The sequence below is a fragment of the Halotia branconii CENA392 genome, from assembly GCF_029953635.1.
GTDB classification, from domain to species: Bacteria; Cyanobacteriota; Cyanobacteriia; order Cyanobacteriales; family Nostocaceae; genus Halotia; species Halotia branconii.
Genome location: NZ_CP124543.1, coordinates 2,800,290 through 2,817,829 on the forward strand (window position 1 = coordinate 2,800,290; position 17,540 = coordinate 2,817,829).

The window sequence follows — 17,540 nt, forward strand, 5'->3', positions numbered from 1 at the left end:
TTAGGAGTGAGGAGTTAATAAAATACTCATAACTCATAACTCATAAGTCTCTATTAGCCACCAAAGGCGATGGGGAAGGCTAATTTCAGGGCTGCGGTTAATAAGAGATTAACCAAACCAACTGGTAGCAAAAACTTCCATCCTAAATCTAACAGTTGGTCAATCCGAACCCGTGGTACTGTCCAGCGTAATAAGATAGCGGTAAACACTAGAAAGTAGGCTTTGATTACAGTCATAACGATGCCCAAGGAGGCTGTGACTACCTGTAATACGGGATTTGCTTCACTAATTCCCAGCCAGCCAGCAATGATGTTGATAGGGATAGGAAAGTCCCAACCACCTAGGTATAAAACTGCTACGAGTAAAGCCGAAAGCACTAAGTTGACATAAGAACTGAGATAAAACAGTGCAAATTTCATTCCAGAATATTCAGTCTGATAACCTGCGACTATTTCTTCTTCTGCTTCAGGCAGGTCAAAAGGCATTCGTTCGCATTCAGCAAGGGCGGCTATCCAAAAGATGATGAAACCCACTGGTTGCCGCCAAATGTTCCAGCCGAGAATACCATAACCGGATTGCTGATTAACAATATCAACAGTGCTGAGGCTGTTAGACATCATCACGATCGCTAGTACACTCAGCGCTAGAGGAATTTCATAGCTAATTGATTGTGCTGCTGCCCGCAACCCTCCCAAGAGAGAGTATTTATTATTAGAGGCGTAGCCGGCCATCAACAACCCAATTGGCTGAATGCTAGACAAAGCAATCCATAAGAAGATACCTGTTCCCACATTTGTAATGACGATGTTCTGTCCAAAGGGAACAATCAAATAAGACAGAAATACTGGTAATACAACAATGATTGGGCCTAGAGTAAATAACCATTGGTCAGCTTTAGCTGGCACAATATCTTCTTTAAATACCAGTTTTAGACCATCTGCTACTGGAGCTAGTAAACCCAAAGGCCCAATAAATTCAGGGCCTATCCGCTGTTGTGCTGATGCCGAAATTTTTCGTTCTAGCCAAACACAAACCAGTACCCCCACTGTTGCTCCAATGAGCATTAGTATCATCGGCAAAGGCATCCAAATAGCTTTGGCTGTACCTGCTGGTAGTCCTAAATCCATTAAGGATTCGATAAAAGTTCCTTGGAGGTCAATTCCTGAGTTCATGTTTCTGCTCTTTAAGTCAACTGAAGTGTGAAATATGAAGTATAAAATTTCAGTTTGGACTAACGCCTTGCTACGCTAACATCCTTCAGCCTTCATGCTTTCACCCTGCCTGATTGAAGATGTTTTTGCAAATTCCCATGCCTAGTATATCGTTGGATGGTTTTTGGCTCTTGAAACTATAGGAGAACTTTTGCTTATGATAATGATTAAGATTTATGGAAAGTGGGCATAGGGAAGAAAAGGAATTGGGGCAGGGTGCGGGGTGTACGCCTTGGCTACTTCGACTACGCGGTAGTTGAGCGCAGTCGAAACTCAGTACAAGACGCTCAGCGACCGGGGGATGAAGAAAGTTACCCCTGCCTCCCCTTTCCTAGTCCCTAAGACTAACTCTTAGCCCAAAAAGGCAAGATAAAACTACCGCCTCCATTTTGACAACGGTTTTCTAATTTACTTGGTCACTGGAGGCTAAGATGACTGCTAGTTAACGTTGGTCAATGGGTCTATAAGGAATTTCGTGCTGACCATTATAAATTTGGGTAGGACGGAAAATCCTGTTTTCTGCTAGTTGTTCTTTCCAGTGGGCTAGCCAACCAGCAACACGGGCGATCGCAAATACGGGTGTAAACAAGTCTGTAGGAATCCCCATTTTCCTATACACCAAACCTGAGTAAAAGTCAACATTAGGATAAATCCCTTTGCCACTCAACTTTTCTGTGACCACTCGCTCTACTTCTTGGGCAATTTCGTAATATTTGTCTGTCCCAAACTTGGCAAACAACTGTTCTGCAAGGTTTTGTAAGATTGTGGCTCGTGGATCTTTGACTTTATAAACACGATGCCCAAAACCCATAATTTTGGCTTTGCGTTGGATAAGATCTTCTACATAAGGACGTACATTTTCTACAGAGCCAATTTCTTCTAACATCTGGATCACTTCTTCGTTGGCTCCGCCATGCAACGGGCCTCCTAAAGTTCCGACGGCGCTAGCAACCACGGCATAAGGATCAGTCAAGGTCGAAGCTGTCACCCTAGCACTGAAAGTAGAAGCATTCATTGTATGCTCGACATGAAGTATCAAGCAGATATCAAAAATTTTCGCCGCTAACGGATCAGGTTCTCGCTCATTGAGCATGTATAGGAAATTGGCAGAGTAGTCTAAGTCATCACGCGGCTTTACAGGGTCATTACCTTTTCGCATTAACTGGAATGCCGCTACCATCGTGGGAATAGTTGCTATTAGCCGCACCACAGAATCTCTAATGTAGGCAGGGTTATGTAAATCTCTGAGCGAATAAAACAACCCTAAAGCAGCAGCAGAGGCTTGTAGAGCATCCATTGGGTGACCGCTTTCTGGAAAGCACTTCATCATGTCCCGGATGCGATATTTGATTCGTCTGTGGTAGCGAACTTCATGCTCAAACGCTGCCAATTCTTCTTGACTTGGCAGTTCGCCCCAGATTAAGAGATAAGCAGTTTCCAGAAAGGTACTTTTTTCTGCTAATTCCTCAATCCGGATGCCACGATATTCTAGAATTCCCTTTTGCCCATCTACATGACTGATACTTGATTGGGCGGCGGGAATGCCTTCTAAACCAGGCTTGTATTCGCACACCATCATGGCAACACCATTTACTTTGTGAAATATCCGATCACGCTAACTTACCAGAAATTATTTTTGCCATAACAGTAGCCGATCTAACAACAATTTTTTGAGAAGAGTTGAAAACCTGTTACAGCAGGTACTTGGGTGGTGTCAACCAAAACATCTGACTACGACCCACAGGCGAACCTGTTTCTGGTAGTTTTACTCCGATCATACCTGCTTTTTTCAAGACAAAACTGTCTTTGGCTTCTCCCCAAAGGAGAATTTCTGCCCAATTGCTCAAACAAGGCTCATGGCCTACTAAGGCAAGTTGGGTATTTTGGGAATAATTTTTGGGTTCTAGCCAGTCAACCAGCCAACTAGAAATGTCACCATTAAAGGCCAAGTGGTGAGATTCTTCTAGTTGGCAACTAAGTTTAGCGGCTATGAGAATTTCAGCTGTTTGGCGGGCGCGGACTAAAGGACTGGTGAGAATTAAATCAAACTGTAAACCCAAATTTTTAATTCTCTGGGCAACTTTCTCTGTTTTTTGCCGACCTTCTGGGGTGAGACTTCGTTCTTCGTCCTTTATGTTATTCGTCTGTTCTTCGGCGATGCCATGACGAATTAAATATAGTTCCATATAGCGCAGAAGATTTATTGGTACATTGTTAAACCACTAGTGTACAGTTCGGCAAAAATATGTAAGTTAAATGTGGAACAGCTTATGACACCAAGTAATTACGAATTACGAATTACGAATTAGTAATTATTTGGTCATTGCTACCATAATTTTCTATACAAAAGAAAATTGGTATTAATAATTTTATCCTCCACCCTTAAAAAATGGTTCCGTCAAAACGTGTTTATTGGTTGTTGATATTTGGCATTGCGATCGCCTTGGTCATATCCCTATTTTTTAGCATTGCGGCAAGCATCGTCGTCACTGTGCTATTTGATTTTACTGTTTTGGGATTGATGGTTGTGGATGGTTGGCGATCGCAGTCTGGACGCGTACAAATTAGCCGTGAATTACCGCCACGATTGTCTATTGGGCGGGATAATTTGGTTGTGTTAACAATAAAATCAGCAAATGCCAATGCTGTAATTAAAATTCGAGATGACTATCCCCCAGAATTTGGCGTATCTACATCCACACTTAACGCCACTGTTCCTATGAATACCACCCAAGAGTTGAGATATACAGTTCAACCCAAACAGCGGGGAGAATTTGCTTGGGGGAATATTCAAATACGACAGTTAGGAACTTGGGGGTTAGCCTGGGACAATTGGCAGATTCCCCAAAGCCTGCACGTCAAAGTTTATCCAGATTTATTGGGGTTGCGATCGCTTTCAATTCGCTTGACACTGCAATCATCTGGTTCAATTCGCAAAATTCGCCAAACGGGTATCGGTACAGAGTTTGCAGAACTACGAAACTATCGTACTGGTGATGATTTACGGTTTATTGATTGGAAAGCTACAGCCCGCCGCGTCGGTGCTTACAGCAATACACCGCCATTGGTAAGGGTTCTAGAACCAGAACAAGAGCAAACATTACTGATTTTGCTTGATCAAGGACGGTTAATGACTGCTAAAGTGCAAGGTTTGCAGCGCTTTGACTGGGGATTGAATGCAACTTTATCTTTAGCTTTAGCAGGGTTGCATCGAGGCGATCGCGTCGGGGTAGGTGTATTTGATCGCCAGATGCATACATGGATTTCACCAGAACGAGGTCAATCTCAGTTGAGTCAGCTAATTGATCGCCTAACTCCTATTCAACCTGTGCTGCTGGAATCTGACTACTTAGGGGCTGTAACCAGTGTTGTGCAACGGCAAACTCGCCGGGCGCTGGTGGTACTCATTACAGACTTAGTTGATGTCACTGCTTCTACCGAACTATTGGCTGCACTCTCTTGTTTAGCACCTCGCTATCTACCGTTTTGCGTGACTCTTAGAGATCCTCAAGTTGATTATCTGGCACACCAATTCACCGAAAATGTTACAGATGCATACAGACGTGCAGTCGCTCTAGATTTATTAGCACAGCGGCAAGTTGCTTTTGCAAAGTTGAAACAAAAAGGCGTGTTAGTCCTTGATGCACCAGCAAATCAGATCACAGAGCAACTTGTTGAACGATATTTGCAACTCAAAGCCCGAAATCAACTATGAAAGGCAACAGGGAACAGGAAAAATCAGTGAATGGCTTCACTTACCGTTAGTTTCAGAAAACTCGATTTCATTTGATTGGTACAAGACTGTGGCGAGATTACCTTGTTCACACCCTAGCTGCAAGATCCCCGACTTTTTGAAGAAGTCGGGGATCTGACAACCTTATCTAATTTTCATTCGCGATCGCAACTAATTTATGATTTTGCGTGAGTTGCGAGTAACTGCTGGCGATTTTCGCGAAGATCAGCATGACTACGTTCTGTAGGATAAGGTACATTTTCACCCTTAACACCAGACCAAAGCACACGGTTAAATTTATCCGGATCAAGCTTATCTTCAACTTCAAAGTAGAAATCTTTGGTTGCTTGTGTCCACCACTGTTGATTATGCAAGGATGCAATAGCCGCAGCCTTTTTAGCATTGGAGTTTTTGCAAGCTGGTACAAGGTTGGGATCTACAGGTTCAGCGCACAAGTTACCAGGTATAACAGCTGTATAAGGGGTAAAGTCAGGTTCTCTAGTGAATGCATCCGACATTGGCTTGGCATTGGCATCATTCATGCCTAAGTAGCCGATTCCCAAGAAATCCTCCATTGTCCGTAGCACATTGACAGTGTTGTAGTTAGTGCTAATGAGGGTTTTCCGCTTGGTGTATGGCGAAATAATATAAGCTACCGAGCGATGACTGTCAACATGGTCGGGGCCGTTTTGGCAATCATCTTCTAACACAACAATCGCAGTCTCTTTCCACAAAGGAGACTTGGAGATTTTCTCTACCAACAAACCAACGGCATAATCGTTATCAGCCATTTGCAACTCGGCAGTATTTAAACCAGCTACAGCGTTGTCAAAGTTACCAAAATGGTCATGAGGTAGACGCACCATTATCAAGTTAGGTAATTCATTTCTGGCTAAATAGCTGTCAATATCGCGGGCAAACTCATTGTATAGGTAAATGTCTGAGTTCTTCTGATCGTATCCCCGGAAATAAATGTCAGTTTTATCTAGCAAGACAGTTTTTGCTGCTATAGCTTGAGGAATATTATCAGCAGCAGGAGTTGGAGAAATGGGAACGTAACGTGGGTTACTAGGATCGGGTTGTGTGGGATCTGCTTGGGAAGTACTGTAGTTACCATCAACAAAGAAACCGTAATTACGTACAGTTTTACCAGCACGTAGTACTGCATCCCAAAGATAGCCGCCGATCGCATCTGATTCTAGCTCACCATCGCCTGCGGGAGCATTTACATCTCTATTTCCAGGCAAAATCGCAGATTGACCGGAGGGATCTAAAACTCCTGTTACCCGTGTATTGAATTGAGAAGGGTTAGAAGATGTTTGTGGTAAAGCAATATTGATGTTACGGTTAGTACCTTCGTAGTCGTAAGTTAGACCGTTAAACCCAGCGTTGCCATAAAGTACTGACTGAGTTTTTTCAGTATAATCAGTAGTCCGTCCGTAAGTAGACCAGTTCCAGCCCACACCGCTGGACTCACCAGAATCGTAGAAGTTATCAAAAGTTACAAAGTCAAGGGCTAGCTTGTGATGGTTGGGTGAAATAGATTGTGGGAATAAAGTTAGGGCTGGATCGCCGTTCCCAACAGGTAAATCGCCTAGTACTTGGTCATAAGTGCGATTTTCTTTCAACACGTAAATAACGTGTTTAATCTTACTTTGTAAAAATCTCATTGTCCGGTCAGGACGGCGGTTAGCAAAACCGTTGTTTTTGTCTACTAACGCCGAAAGGCTAGTTAAAGTTCCACCCTTGGGAATGGGAATAATGGCAATTCCAGCTTTTTCTAAAGCCCAGTTGTACTCGTTTCTAAAAGTAGTGTTGCGTGCTTCTCCTGCCTCAGTCGTCCGGTTATTTGAAGGGTTAGGGCCAGAGTTGCTCTTAGCATTGACAACGTATAACTTTTGACCATCTCGACTAATACTAATAGAATTGGGATACCAACCAGTAGGGATACGTCCAGCCACCCGACCAGAACGTAAATCTACAACGGCAACGGCATTTTCACCGCCCAAAGTAACGTAAAGTGTACTTCCATCTGGATTCAGCGCTACAGAGTTAGGATTTGCTCCTTTATACTTGTCATTTGGTCGAGATAAAGAGATGGTTTGGACAACACTGTTGCTATTGGTATTAATGACGGAAATTGAGTCACTATTACCATTAGCTACATAAAGACGATTTTGATCAGGTGAGAGCAATATCTTATTTGGTTGACTTTCTACAGGTATGCGAACAATTTCCCCAGAAGTAATGCCAACAGCTAATACCTCGTTATCGCGCTGGCTGCTAATGAAGACTTTCCCTGCTGCACCGTTTTCTGTGCTTTTGAGGGCTACATCAAAAGGAAATTCCCCGGTTGCTACTTTATCACCCGGTTTAAAGAACTTAATTTCTTGGAGTATCTTGCGAGTAGCAGTATTGACAATTGATATTGAATCGTTCTCAAAATTGGCTGCTATTAAAGTTTTACCATCTTTACTTACGGCAAGACCTGCAACTACTGCGCCTGTGGCGGCAGTTTCAGCTGGTGTATCCTTTAACAAACCACCGTCATAGCTAGGAAAAGGCGCAGTTTGGTCAGAATTGTGACCTAACAGAATAAAAGGGGCATCTGGTAAGTACTGATTACCCTTGGATGCATAGATATAAACGCGATCATCAATCCCTCCTGAGACATAAAAGCGTCTACCATCTTTTGCCCAAGCCAAGCCATTGTAAGTGTTAGGAATATTAATCTGTTGCTTTTTAGTCAACTTACCATTGCTGACATCATAGACAAAAACCCATTCTGCTTTTGGAGTTGTTGTATCAGTGGGTTTACCTGTTAAAGGGTCTAGTACAGGATAAGTAAAAAGATCACCAGTATTTTCATCTCTGAAGTTTTGGTTGTAGCCACTGGTAAGTACTAACAGAGTTTTACCATCAGGGCTAAGGGCTGTAGTTACAGCTTCAGCGGCATCAGCATTATCATCTGTACGCAAATTAGTTGCTAAAGGTGCAAAGATCGAACCTGGTGCTGCTGCGGGTGTGATTATCTGACCTGTGGGTAGTAATGCCCCACCTTCAGGAAGTTCACCAACAGGAGTAGTAGCAAGCACAGCGCTGGTTAACTGAATACCACTTACTACGATCGCCACTGTTATCAGCAGACTGAGTAGAGGATATAGCTTACGCTTGAAATTTCGCATTTGCTGTTCTCAAACTGTTTGCTTACACAGCAGATATTCCTATTTTTTAGTTAAGAACAAGCTAAGACAAGGTTACTGAAAAATTCACATTGGAAGTCTGGTGTTGCACAAATGCGGGATGATTTTTATCACGCAGAGGCGCAGAGGCAAGACAGCACGATCTTCTCCCAAGGGGAGACAGTAGACCTCTTGCATAAATATCTTTTTGTCGGGCTACGCCCCGCTACGCTAACACGCAAAGACGCAGCGAAAAGTTGTCAGGAGGGTTTCCCTCCGTAACAAACTTTTCAAGACAAAGACGCAAAGAAGAAGCTAAGAATAAGGACTTTTGCAAGAAGTCTAGTGTACACACAAGTCATCTAAAACTGCCCCATTGACTGACAATGCGATTGTCTCGACTAACAATGCGATTGTATCGACTGACAACACCAATGTCTCGACTAACAATGCGATTGTATCGACTGACAATACCAATGTCTCGACTAACAATGCGATTGTATCGACTGACAATACCAATGTCTCGACTAACAATGCGATTGTATCGACTGACAATACCAATGTCTCGACTAACAATGCGATTGTACTGGCCTGCAAAAATTAACCCACCTTACGTTACACAGCAACTATAAAAGACTTGTATGTACACGGTAGCCCAAGGGGAGACGGGGGTTTTCCTCATGAGGGACTATGTGCAGAGAGAATAAGGAGTTTTAGATCTCAATATATAAATTTCATCCCTTGATTCTGCAATGCCGTTTTTACTGGTGTTAAAATTGGTAGGCGATCGCTTCAGGTGTAAGAGGTATTTGCCCTAGCAGATGCGATCATTTCTGCTCCAATTGCTTGACAAATTCCCCATGTTCTGGTGAATTTAACCCCAACTGCAAGACCTCCAATACCCGCGCCATCTGATTATTTAAAAGTGGTTCCACCGCCAACCACAAACCTGGAAATACTTGAGAGCGAATAATCTTATCTGTATCGGGAGATAGCAATTGATAGTCGCCATCGACGAGATAAAACCATTCAATTTGATTATCGTAAGATTGCCAGATTACGTACTCCAAAACCCCATTACGACGATAAACTTGCTTTTTGCTACCCCTATCAATTGCGGCACTACTTGCGGCAACTTCCACAATTAACTCAGGCGATCCTTCAATATAACCATCGCTACTTAATCGAGTCTGTCCACCTTTAGCAGGTTCAATCAATAGTACCGCATCCGGTTGGGGTTCATTATCTAAATCTAGTCTGACTGTCGGTTCAACACTTAAGTCAACACCAAAAGTCATGGCTTGATAAACTCCTAACCAGGTCATCACTCGACTGTGAGGTTTACCATGCTGTTCATGTCTTAAGGGAGATGCCACGTAAACGATTCCTTCGATCAGTTCTGCTTTTTTAATGTGAGACGCAGCCGCATAACGTCGCTCAAATTCAGGACGAGTCAGGCGATCGCCACTTGCAAGCGGAGGTAAATATTTTTGAGGCGAATTGGATTGTGTTTGGGGTGAGTATTCTCTAACCATTTGCCAATCCTCATGATTGTCTGATCATTAACTGTAGCAAACCTTTGGATGTCAAAGCTAAAGCTGACTGTAACTTACGCTACAAAAAAAGGTTATCAAGTTTGCGATCGCTTGCTTTAAAGTTCACATTTAGTCAGCAACGTCATACACATACAATCTAACTGACAATCTCTTCTGGTTTTTGCAACCCAACTCGCCAACGCAACAGTGCCGCAGCAGCAGCCATAAAACTACCCCAAGCTAAAGGCAACCAAATAATCGCCCAATTGCCTAATGGCCACTCCACTCTCAGTCCTTCACCCAACCAATAAATGCCAAATCCCATTAGTAGCATTGCTGCGACAAATTTCATCGGCTTGACAGGCACGCGATTCAGTGGAGTTCTAAACAGAAATGCAATCACGGCCAAAGCTACTGCTGCAAATGAAGCACCACTAATCGCATCTATCCATTGACCTCCAGCAGCACCTAAGGTAACAACTGCGATCGCTACTTCTACACTATCTAATAGCGCACCTTTGAATGTGGTAACTACAGCAAACCAATTCCAGCCAGATGAGTTGTCTTCTTTTGCTAGTTCTGCTTCTAGTCTGTCTTCTTTGTCACCTTTTTGTTTGGGAATACCGCCGTAGTACTTAATAATTGAGCGTGTCCACTTCTGCCCAAACAAAAGTAGTAAACTACCTGCAACAATCCTCAAAAGGTCTACGGGGATGAGCGTCAAACTTTTCCCTAAGAAAAGTGAGCCAATGATTGTTAAAGCAATGCCACTACCAGAACCAACTAGGGCGTTACGCCAACCTGCTAGCCTACCGACAACAAGCACTATGCCTAGAATTTCGACTAATTCAATTAAAGAACCTGCAAAACTGGCAAGAAAGATTTCCCAATTCATAAAATTAATACCTTTTTTTAGTTGTGGGCATTGGGCGTGGGGCATGGGGCATTGGGCATGGGGCATAGGGAAGAAAAGGAATTGGGGACAAGGAGAATTGGAGAATTGGGGAAAAAACTGTCTCCTTGTCTCCCCTGCTCCCTGCCCCTTGTCCTCTTTCTCCCTGCTTCTTTTTTGCTTTAAGTGTAGGGAAAAAATCTCAATGGCCCGATTACAGACAGCTTGACTCGTGTGCCGACGGACAGAGATATGGTCGATGGTGTCCGTGCATATAACTTTTTACCTGAAGCAGTTCGTAAGCAGTAGCGATATTCACTACCTAAAAATCGCCGTGTCTTAATCATTGCTGCACCATCCTTTACTGGTTGCAAAATTATGTCCTCTTCTGGGATCATCACATCCCCGTTGTCTGTATCAGTGTGAAGGCTATAAACGCTAACTTTAGAGTTGTAGCCGTTTTGGGAAGATAGGCTATGAATACCGTTGTTTGAATTTTGTTCTTTGATGGCAAAACATCCAATTTCTGTTTCCCACAGGTTTCCTCTACGTCTAGCTGGGAGAAAGTTAGCTTGGGTGACAAACTCGGCAACAAAACGAGAAGCTGGCTGATGATAAATTGCTTCTGGTGTTCCTAGTTGCTCTAATTTACCTTGTTGCATGACAGCAACTTGATCAGCGATCGCTAGGGCTTCTTGTTGGTCGTGGGTGACAAAAATTGCCGAAATTTGCTGAGTTTTAAGAATTTCTAAGACTTCTTCTCGCAAACTCAGTCGCACTTGGGCATCTAGATTACTTAGTGGTTCATCTAAAAGTAAGAGTTTGGGCTGGGGAGCTAAGGCACGAGCCAAGGCTACGCGCTGTTGCTGACCTCCAGATAATTCATGGGGATAGCGTTTTTCTAATCCCGATAGTCTGACCAAATCTAATAACTCTGCCACTCGTTGCTGGCGATCGCTCATTTTGGTAGATTGCAAACCAAAGGCAATATTCTCCCTTACAGATAAATGAGGAAATAAAGCATAATCTTGAAACAACATGCCAACATGTCGCTGTTCTGGTGGTATCCAAGTACTCTTATTCGCAACTACTCTGCCAGCAATTTCCACAGTTCCCGTTTGCGGAGATTCAAACCCGGCAATAATTCGCAGGAGCGTAGTTTTACCACACCCAGAAGGGCCCAGCAACCCCAGCACCTCTCCTGATGCTAGTGTCAAAGTTACCCCAGCAATTACTGGGACAGCTTTTGGGGAAAACTTGAGGGTGATATTCTCCAAGCGTAAAATTGCCGATGTTGTCATTGCTCTAAATCCTGTGTTTCCCTCGAAGTTTGCTTTAATGGACTTCCAGAGAATAAATTATCCAATTTACTCAGATTTTATTTTTCTTACTCCCCCTGCTCCCTGCTCCCTGCCCCCTGCTTCTATAACGATGGGATATTTTTTTAGTTAGAAGTCCCTAATCAACCTCCCTTTGCAGGCTACGCTGTGCTTCTATAGTCAGTCCTTTGTAGCGGCTTTGAGACAACACAAATAATGTGGCACTAATCGAAACCACCAACATTACAAGAGCCGCCGCCGCCGCGTCACTATAAGAAACACTCTCAGTCGCTTTCCAAATATGGGTAGCTAGGGTATTGAAACCAATGGGAGCTAATAGTAATGTCACTGGTAACTCTTTGATTGCTGTTAAAAACACTAATGCGCTTCCGCCTAATATCCCTGGACTGACCAACGGTAAGGTAATTTTGATCAAGGTTTGCCAAGGAGTTTTACCTAAACTTTGGGCAGATTCTTCTAAGTTGGGATTGACTTGAAGCAGTGAACTTCGCACAGTGCCTACAGACTGAGCGATAAATAATACCAAATAAGCAAATATCAGCATGGGTAAAGTCTGATACAACCAAGGTAGATAATTTGCTCCCCAAAATACGAGAGAAAAAGCAACTACAATTCCTGGTAAACCAAAGCCAATATAACTACAGCGCTCAATAGCAGTAGTGATACGACTAGGAAATCGTACTGCCAAGATAGCGATTGGTAAGGCAAAGAAAGTGGCTGCGATCGCCGCTAATCCAGCTGCTATTATTGAATCCCCAGCTAATTGCATCAATTGCGCTAAAGAAATAATTTCGTTTGTGCCTGTGACAATTAATCCTCGTACTAACCAGAACGAAGTTACACCGACGGGTAACAATAGACCCAAGCTAACTACAGTTAGACAAAACAATATTGCTGGCACTTGCCAAATACCGAGATCAATCAATGCTGGTGGAAGGTAAGACTTTGTGGCACGAGTGTAGTAAGCAGCCCGTGAACGTGCTTTATATTCCAACCACAATAGCAGCAATACTAAACTCACTAGCATTAAAGCCAGTGCCGCCGCTTGATGGCGATCAAATGTATATTTGTATTGCAAAAAAATCGCCCGCGTAAAGGTATCAAACCGCATCACTGAAGTTGTGCCAAAATCTTGCAAGGCATTCAGCGCTACGAGTAATCCCCCGGCAATGATTGATGGACGCAAAGCAGGTAAGGTAATGCGAAAAAAAGTCTGCCGCTGGCTATAACCTAAACTCCTAGAGACTTCTTCAATTGCTGGATCGATACCTTGCCATCCAGCTTGAATACTCAGCAGTAAATAAGGATAGGAAAACAAAGTCAATCCCAAAATTGCCCCAGTCCAGCCGTAGATTTCTGGTAACTCCTGCACTCCCAAGGGTTTTAACCAAAGTTGTAACAAGCTACCTTTGGGGCCAAAAGCAGCAATTAAGGCAAAACCACCTACATAGTCAGGCACTGCTAGAGGTAAGGTGGTAGCAACTAACCAAAATCGCCGCCAAGGTAGGTTTGTCCGTATGGTTAGAAATGCTAGCGGTAAGGCGATCGCAGTTGCTAATAAAGTACTAATTAAGGCTACGCCCACGCTATTGAGTAATACTGTGAGGTTACGAGGGCGAAATACCAAAGCTAATAACCTTTCCTCACCCACACCAGCCACCCGGATCACTAAGTAAGTCAAAGGCAGTGCGATCGCTATAGCTGTCAATCCAGCTGTAACAATGAGAAATAAAGGTGGATGATGAGTTTTTGTGCCTGTAACTTGCATTACTTCTGGTAAAGATTGGAAAGCAGGGTAAGCTGTTTTGTAGTAAGGACTTTAGTCCTTGCATTAAGCGCTAACTAAGAACCTAAGAAAATTAGCTTGATGGACTACTAGTGGTCTATTGCAAAAGTTTTGATAAGTTAATCAGCTTTTCAATTTCTCTTATTTCTCTCTTCCTTTGTGTACTTTGCGTACTTGGCGGTTCGTTATTTTACCACTAAAAATTAATGGGACAGACTACTAGTTAAACCAAACCAGCTTCTTGGAGTAATGAAAGTGTGCCTTTAAGATCTGAAAGTTGGCTCAAATCAAGCTGGGGAGACTTTAGCTGATCGAGTGGAACTTGCTTTTGGGATACTGGAATGCCTTTCACCAACGGATATTCGTAAAACTGCTGAGTGAGGTACTTCTGCACATTTGGACTGAGCATGTAGTCTACCAATTTTTCAGCATCACTTTTTTGATCAGTGGTATTTAGAACTGCTAAACCAGCTACGTTAATCAAAGATCCGGCATCACCGCGTGTATGGTGGATAGCTACAGGAAAATTAGGATCTTTGGTGGTAAACCGATAAAGGTAATAGTTATTCACTAATCCCAAAGCAACTTCTCCCCGACCCAAAGCCTCAACGATCGCACTATTGCTACTGTAAGCTTTAGCTTGATTGGCTTTCATTCCCTTCAACCACTCCAGGGTTTTTTGTTCGCCCTCTAGGAGTCGCATTGCGGTGACAAATGAGAGAAAAGAACCATTAGTAGGGGCCCAACCGACTTTACCTCGCCATTTGGGATCGCTTAGTTGCATTACACTCGTGGGGAGTTCGCTAGTTTTAACAAGTTTGGTGTTGTAGTCAATTACCCGTGCGCGTCCAGAAATGCCAACCCATTGTCCTGTAGAAGAGCGAAATTGTCCATCAACTTTGTTTAGTAGTTGGTTAGGGATAGTCAAGGTTCGCTTTTCTTGGGCTATCGCTCCCAAAGAACCAGCATCTTGAGCATAAAACAAATCTGCACGGCTATTTTTACCTTCTTCAATTAAGGCGATCGCTAATTCTGTAGAGTCACCATACCGCACTTCAATATTTATCCCCAAATCTTTCTGAGCTTTTTCAATCAGGGGTTTCATGATTTTCTCTTCTCGCCCTGAATAAATTGTCAGCGTTTTCGGGGTAGCTGCCACAGAAATTCCTATTCCTGTACTCAACAGCATACCAGCGATGATAAGTGAAATTCGCCGCACTCCAATTGACACCATTAAATTAACCTCCGATTTCAGATCAGGGCTGTAGATAAATATTCTGAAAGCTTTGGAAAGATTAACGGATATTTTAAATAAGGAGAGGTTACATCAAAGCATGAATTAGTTTAAGTTTAGGCAATCAACAGGTTAAGAGTTACCTTGTATTCTGAAAGAAGAACTTACGGTTTTTGCTGAGATTTTGATCAGCTAACTTTACGAATCTTTTACAATTACTTCGTATTTTCCCTTAATCCGCAAAGTTTTCATCAATATCTTTAATAACCTATCCGCAATCCTACGAATTTAGTTTAGTAGTTGGATATATAACTATGAAAATTAGCAGTATCCAACTTGATGAAGCGATCGCATCCGCATCTTGTCAAAGTTGCCATGATAGTCTTATTATCTTTTGGCAGTCTCGGTATTATCAGCGGTAGTTTTTTTCTCAAAAAAGCTTTCAGCAACACTAATGAGCCAGAATTAATCACTGATCCGGCAAGATACAGTGAAATTCGGCATCAACTGTGGTCTAATAATGACCAAATCAAATATTTTCCTGATCAAATTCCTACTGATACTAAAAGTGTTCGTATTGCTTACTCTCCAGGATTTTTACAAGGAGGTAGTTATTTCCAGGTTAGATTGAAACAGTCACCACAAAAGATTCAAAAATTACTTTCACAATACAGAAATATTGCTCTACATACATATAGAGGTGGTAGTACAAACGACCACGTTAATTTACCTAATGGTGTACCCACAACTTTCTTCTACACCAGCGACTCGCCTACGGAATCTTTTCCCCCTGGTTATGAAATCTTGGTATTAGATGCACAAGATCGAGGAACTCCCGGTTTCAAATGGAATCATGGCAATAGCCACGGCGTAGCCATTAATAATTTAACCTCAGAAATTGTCTATTGGGCTGAACAATGGTAGTAGCGCGACAAGGCTAAATTGAGAAACTTCCAATTAAAAAAATAATCAATCGTTGTGCAGGCAGGGGGGCAGGGGGCAGGGAGCAGGGGGAGAAAGAAAACTATCATCTAAATAAATTGGTTAATTTATTCTCTGCAAGTCCCTGATCCAAAAAATTTGTAGGTTGGGTTGAAGAATGAGACCTAATGTCCTGACTAGTGTTGGGTTTTGCTTCCCTATGAGACGCTACCCGTAGCTTGCTTCGACCTAAAAGTATCTCAAACTAAATAAACATTATTTATTTAACATCTTGCAAAGTTACTGCCAATTCATGCTGTAACAAGTTCTTTCCTTTCTTTTTGGCAAAATACATGAGATTATCTGCCCTTTCGATCATTTCATTGACTGAATCTGGAGGATCGCTAAAAGTAATAGCACCAATACTAAAAGTTACCGAAAAACCTTGTTGTTTCATAGAAGCTACCAAAACTCTTTGAACTCTATAAAGCACTACTTCTGCCGATTCATAGCTAGTGCGTGGTAGCAAAATGGCAAATTCATCACCACCAATTCTAGCAACTATATCAATTTTTCGGAGAGTATTTTTGGCAACATCAGCTACTAAACACAAAAGGCGATCGCCTACACTATGTCCGAACTGATCATTTATTTTTTTAAAGTCATCAATATCAATATAAGCAAGTGTTAAACTTTCTTGATGTCTTAAAGCTTGATTAATTTCACGTTTAGCTAGCTCTAGGAAAAACATCCTATTTATTAATCCTGTCAAAGCATCAGTTCTAGCTAATCTTTCGAGATTTTTTAATGTAGATTTAAGTTGTGATAATAAATAGTTAGTAAATAAGAAAAAAGCTAGATTTACAATTGTATTCCAGTAAGGTACAAAAAATACTGAAGAACAATTTAATGGTCTGGGATTGACTATTAACCATGTCACCGAACTGATAATAGATATTAATATTCCAATAAAATTACCACCTATCCATGTAGCAATACCAACAGGAAATAAATATAAAATTGACACAGACATATCTGATGGGATGTAGTGGTCAATTAAGCCCATGATGCCAATCAGACAGATACTTAGTAATATTGAGAACGATAGAGGTTTTGCGTCTAATTTTTTAATTAAATACATAAGTAAGTTAATGCAATAAAATCAAACTATGTAAAGAAAAGTAAATAAGGCTCAAACGCTTTCTCCCCCTGCCCCCTGCTTTGTTCCAACAATAATTATTTACACCGACCTACTTATATATTCCCTCGGTTTAACTGCACCATTACGTGCAATCCCTTGTGGGTATTGACTATAGTCTGTCGGATTAGGTTTCTTTTAACTATGTATTTTATACTTTACCAATGTTTAACTAAACTGAAAATATTTCTTGAGTACAGTTTATATACTTGTGAATTGCTGTATCAAAATATAGATGAAAATTTAGAGAATCAGATCCCCGACTTCTTAAAGAACTTGGAGATCTTGTTGTTCACGAATGATTTAGTAGTGCTATACATAGGTGTGGCTCTTCGTAGACATTGCCTCAAGGTTATAGATGCGTAATACCTGCATCGATACAAAAGCATTAATATATATTTTTAGACACTCACTTTTAAAAATGCTGGAATTATATTTACTATATTGTCGGCTATTTTGACACCAGCAAGTTGATGCATATATGCTACATTTAGCTGATGCGATATCT

The 17,540-nt window shown here is 42.0% G+C and carries 13 protein-coding genes; 2 read left to right on the plus strand and 11 right to left on the minus strand.

Annotation, left to right across the window (positions count from 1 at the left end; translation table 11 throughout):
- Positions 1–53 precede the first annotated feature (53 nt).
- From nuoH to sixA, 3 genes are all read right to left on the minus strand, one after another.
- Positions 54–1,172, minus strand: a complete 1,119-nt coding sequence (nuoH, locus tag QI031_RS12250) for an NADH-quinone oxidoreductase subunit NuoH (protein WP_281485413.1) — start codon at positions 1,170–1,172, stop codon at positions 54–56.
- Between the two features lie 481 nt (positions 1,173–1,653).
- Positions 1,654–2,790 (minus strand): citrate synthase, encoded by a 1,137-nt coding sequence (locus QI031_RS12255; RefSeq protein ID WP_281485414.1) that lies wholly within the window; start codon positions 2,788–2,790, stop codon positions 1,654–1,656.
- 112 nt (positions 2,791–2,902) lie between these two features.
- Complete coding sequence (gene sixA, locus QI031_RS12260; protein ID WP_281485415.1) at positions 2,903–3,397, minus strand: phosphohistidine phosphatase SixA; 495 nt, start codon at positions 3,395–3,397, stop codon at positions 2,903–2,905.
- Positions 3,398–3,600: 203 nt separating this feature from the next.
- Here sixA and QI031_RS12265 point away from each other — a divergent pair, with 203 nt between their 5' ends.
- Complete coding sequence (locus QI031_RS12265; RefSeq protein ID WP_281485416.1) at positions 3,601–4,926, plus strand: DUF58 domain-containing protein; 1,326 nt, start codon at positions 3,601–3,603, stop codon at positions 4,924–4,926.
- A 194-nt stretch (positions 4,927–5,120) separates the two neighbouring features.
- On the opposite strand, the gene QI031_RS12270 is transcribed toward QI031_RS12265, so the two are convergent.
- The 7 genes from QI031_RS12270 to QI031_RS12300 all read right to left on the minus strand — a co-directional run bounded on the left by QI031_RS12270 (position 5,121) and on the right by QI031_RS12300 (position 14,913).
- A complete protein-coding gene (locus QI031_RS12270; protein WP_281485417.1) occupies positions 5,121–8,129 on the minus strand; it encodes a bifunctional YncE family protein/alkaline phosphatase family protein in 3,009 nt (1,002 codons plus the stop codon).
- 339 nt (positions 8,130–8,468) lie between these two features.
- The gene (locus tag QI031_RS12275) at positions 8,469–8,723 is read right to left on the minus strand and encodes a hypothetical protein (RefSeq protein ID WP_281485418.1); all 255 of its coding nucleotides are present in this window, start codon (positions 8,721–8,723) and stop codon (positions 8,469–8,471) included.
- Positions 8,724–8,953: 230 nt separating this feature from the next.
- Complete coding sequence (locus QI031_RS12280) at positions 8,954–9,661, minus strand: Uma2 family endonuclease (protein WP_281485419.1); 708 nt, start codon at positions 9,659–9,661, stop codon at positions 8,954–8,956.
- A gap of 157 nt (positions 9,662–9,818) precedes the next feature.
- Positions 9,819–10,556: a COG4280 domain-containing protein gene (locus QI031_RS12285; protein WP_281485420.1), complete on the minus strand. Its 738-nt coding sequence runs from the start codon at positions 10,554–10,556 to the stop codon at positions 9,819–9,821.
- A gap of 179 nt (positions 10,557–10,735) precedes the next feature.
- Entirely contained in the window at positions 10,736–11,854 is a 1,119-nt protein-coding gene (locus QI031_RS12290; protein ID WP_281485421.1) for an ABC transporter ATP-binding protein, read from the minus strand.
- A 157-nt stretch (positions 11,855–12,011) separates the two neighbouring features.
- Complete coding sequence (locus QI031_RS12295) at positions 12,012–13,661, minus strand: ABC transporter permease (protein WP_281485422.1); 1,650 nt, start codon at positions 13,659–13,661, stop codon at positions 12,012–12,014.
- 241 nt (positions 13,662–13,902) lie between these two features.
- Complete coding sequence (locus QI031_RS12300; protein ID WP_281485423.1) at positions 13,903–14,913, minus strand: iron ABC transporter substrate-binding protein; 1,011 nt, start codon at positions 14,911–14,913, stop codon at positions 13,903–13,905.
- Positions 14,914–15,252: 339 nt separating this feature from the next.
- Here QI031_RS12300 and QI031_RS12305 point away from each other — a divergent pair, with 339 nt between their 5' ends.
- Positions 15,253–15,837, plus strand: coding sequence for a hypothetical protein (locus QI031_RS12305; protein WP_281485424.1), 585 nt, complete (start codon positions 15,253–15,255; stop codon positions 15,835–15,837).
- Between the two features lie 277 nt (positions 15,838–16,114).
- On the opposite strand, the gene QI031_RS12310 is transcribed toward QI031_RS12305, so the two are convergent.
- Positions 16,115–16,975, minus strand: a complete 861-nt coding sequence (locus QI031_RS12310; protein ID WP_281485425.1) for a GGDEF domain-containing protein — start codon at positions 16,973–16,975, stop codon at positions 16,115–16,117.
- Positions 16,976–17,540: the final 565 nt, after the last annotated feature.

Bases quoted from the DNA above. Each gene is read 5' to 3' on its own strand.
- nuoH (WP_281485413.1), bottom strand. From the start codon at position 1,172: ATGAACTCAGGAATTGACCTCCAAGGAACTTTTATCGAATCCTTAATG.
- QI031_RS12255 (WP_281485414.1), bottom strand. From the start codon at position 2,790: ATGATGGTGTGCGAATACAAGCCTGGTTTAGAAGGCATTCCCGCCGCC.
- sixA (WP_281485415.1), bottom strand. From the start codon at position 3,397: ATGGAACTATATTTAATTCGTCATGGCATCGCCGAAGAACAGACGAAT.
- QI031_RS12265 (WP_281485416.1), top strand. From the start codon at position 3,601: ATGGTTCCGTCAAAACGTGTTTATTGGTTGTTGATATTTGGCATTGCG.
- QI031_RS12270 (WP_281485417.1), bottom strand. From the start codon at position 8,129: ATGCGAAATTTCAAGCGTAAGCTATATCCTCTACTCAGTCTGCTGATA.
- QI031_RS12280 (WP_281485419.1), bottom strand. From the start codon at position 9,661: ATGGTTAGAGAATACTCACCCCAAACACAATCCAATTCGCCTCAAAAA.
- QI031_RS12285 (WP_281485420.1), bottom strand. From the start codon at position 10,556: ATGAATTGGGAAATCTTTCTTGCCAGTTTTGCAGGTTCTTTAATTGAA.
- QI031_RS12290 (WP_281485421.1), bottom strand. From the start codon at position 11,854: ATGACAACATCGGCAATTTTACGCTTGGAGAATATCACCCTCAAGTTT.
- QI031_RS12295 (WP_281485422.1), bottom strand. From the start codon at position 13,661: ATGCAAGTTACAGGCACAAAAACTCATCATCCACCTTTATTTCTCATT.
- QI031_RS12300 (WP_281485423.1), bottom strand. From the start codon at position 14,913: ATGGTGTCAATTGGAGTGCGGCGAATTTCACTTATCATCGCTGGTATG.
- QI031_RS12305 (WP_281485424.1), top strand. From the start codon at position 15,253: ATGAAGCGATCGCATCCGCATCTTGTCAAAGTTGCCATGATAGTCTTA.
- QI031_RS12310 (WP_281485425.1), bottom strand. From the start codon at position 16,975: ATGTATTTAATTAAAAAATTAGACGCAAAACCTCTATCGTTCTCAATA.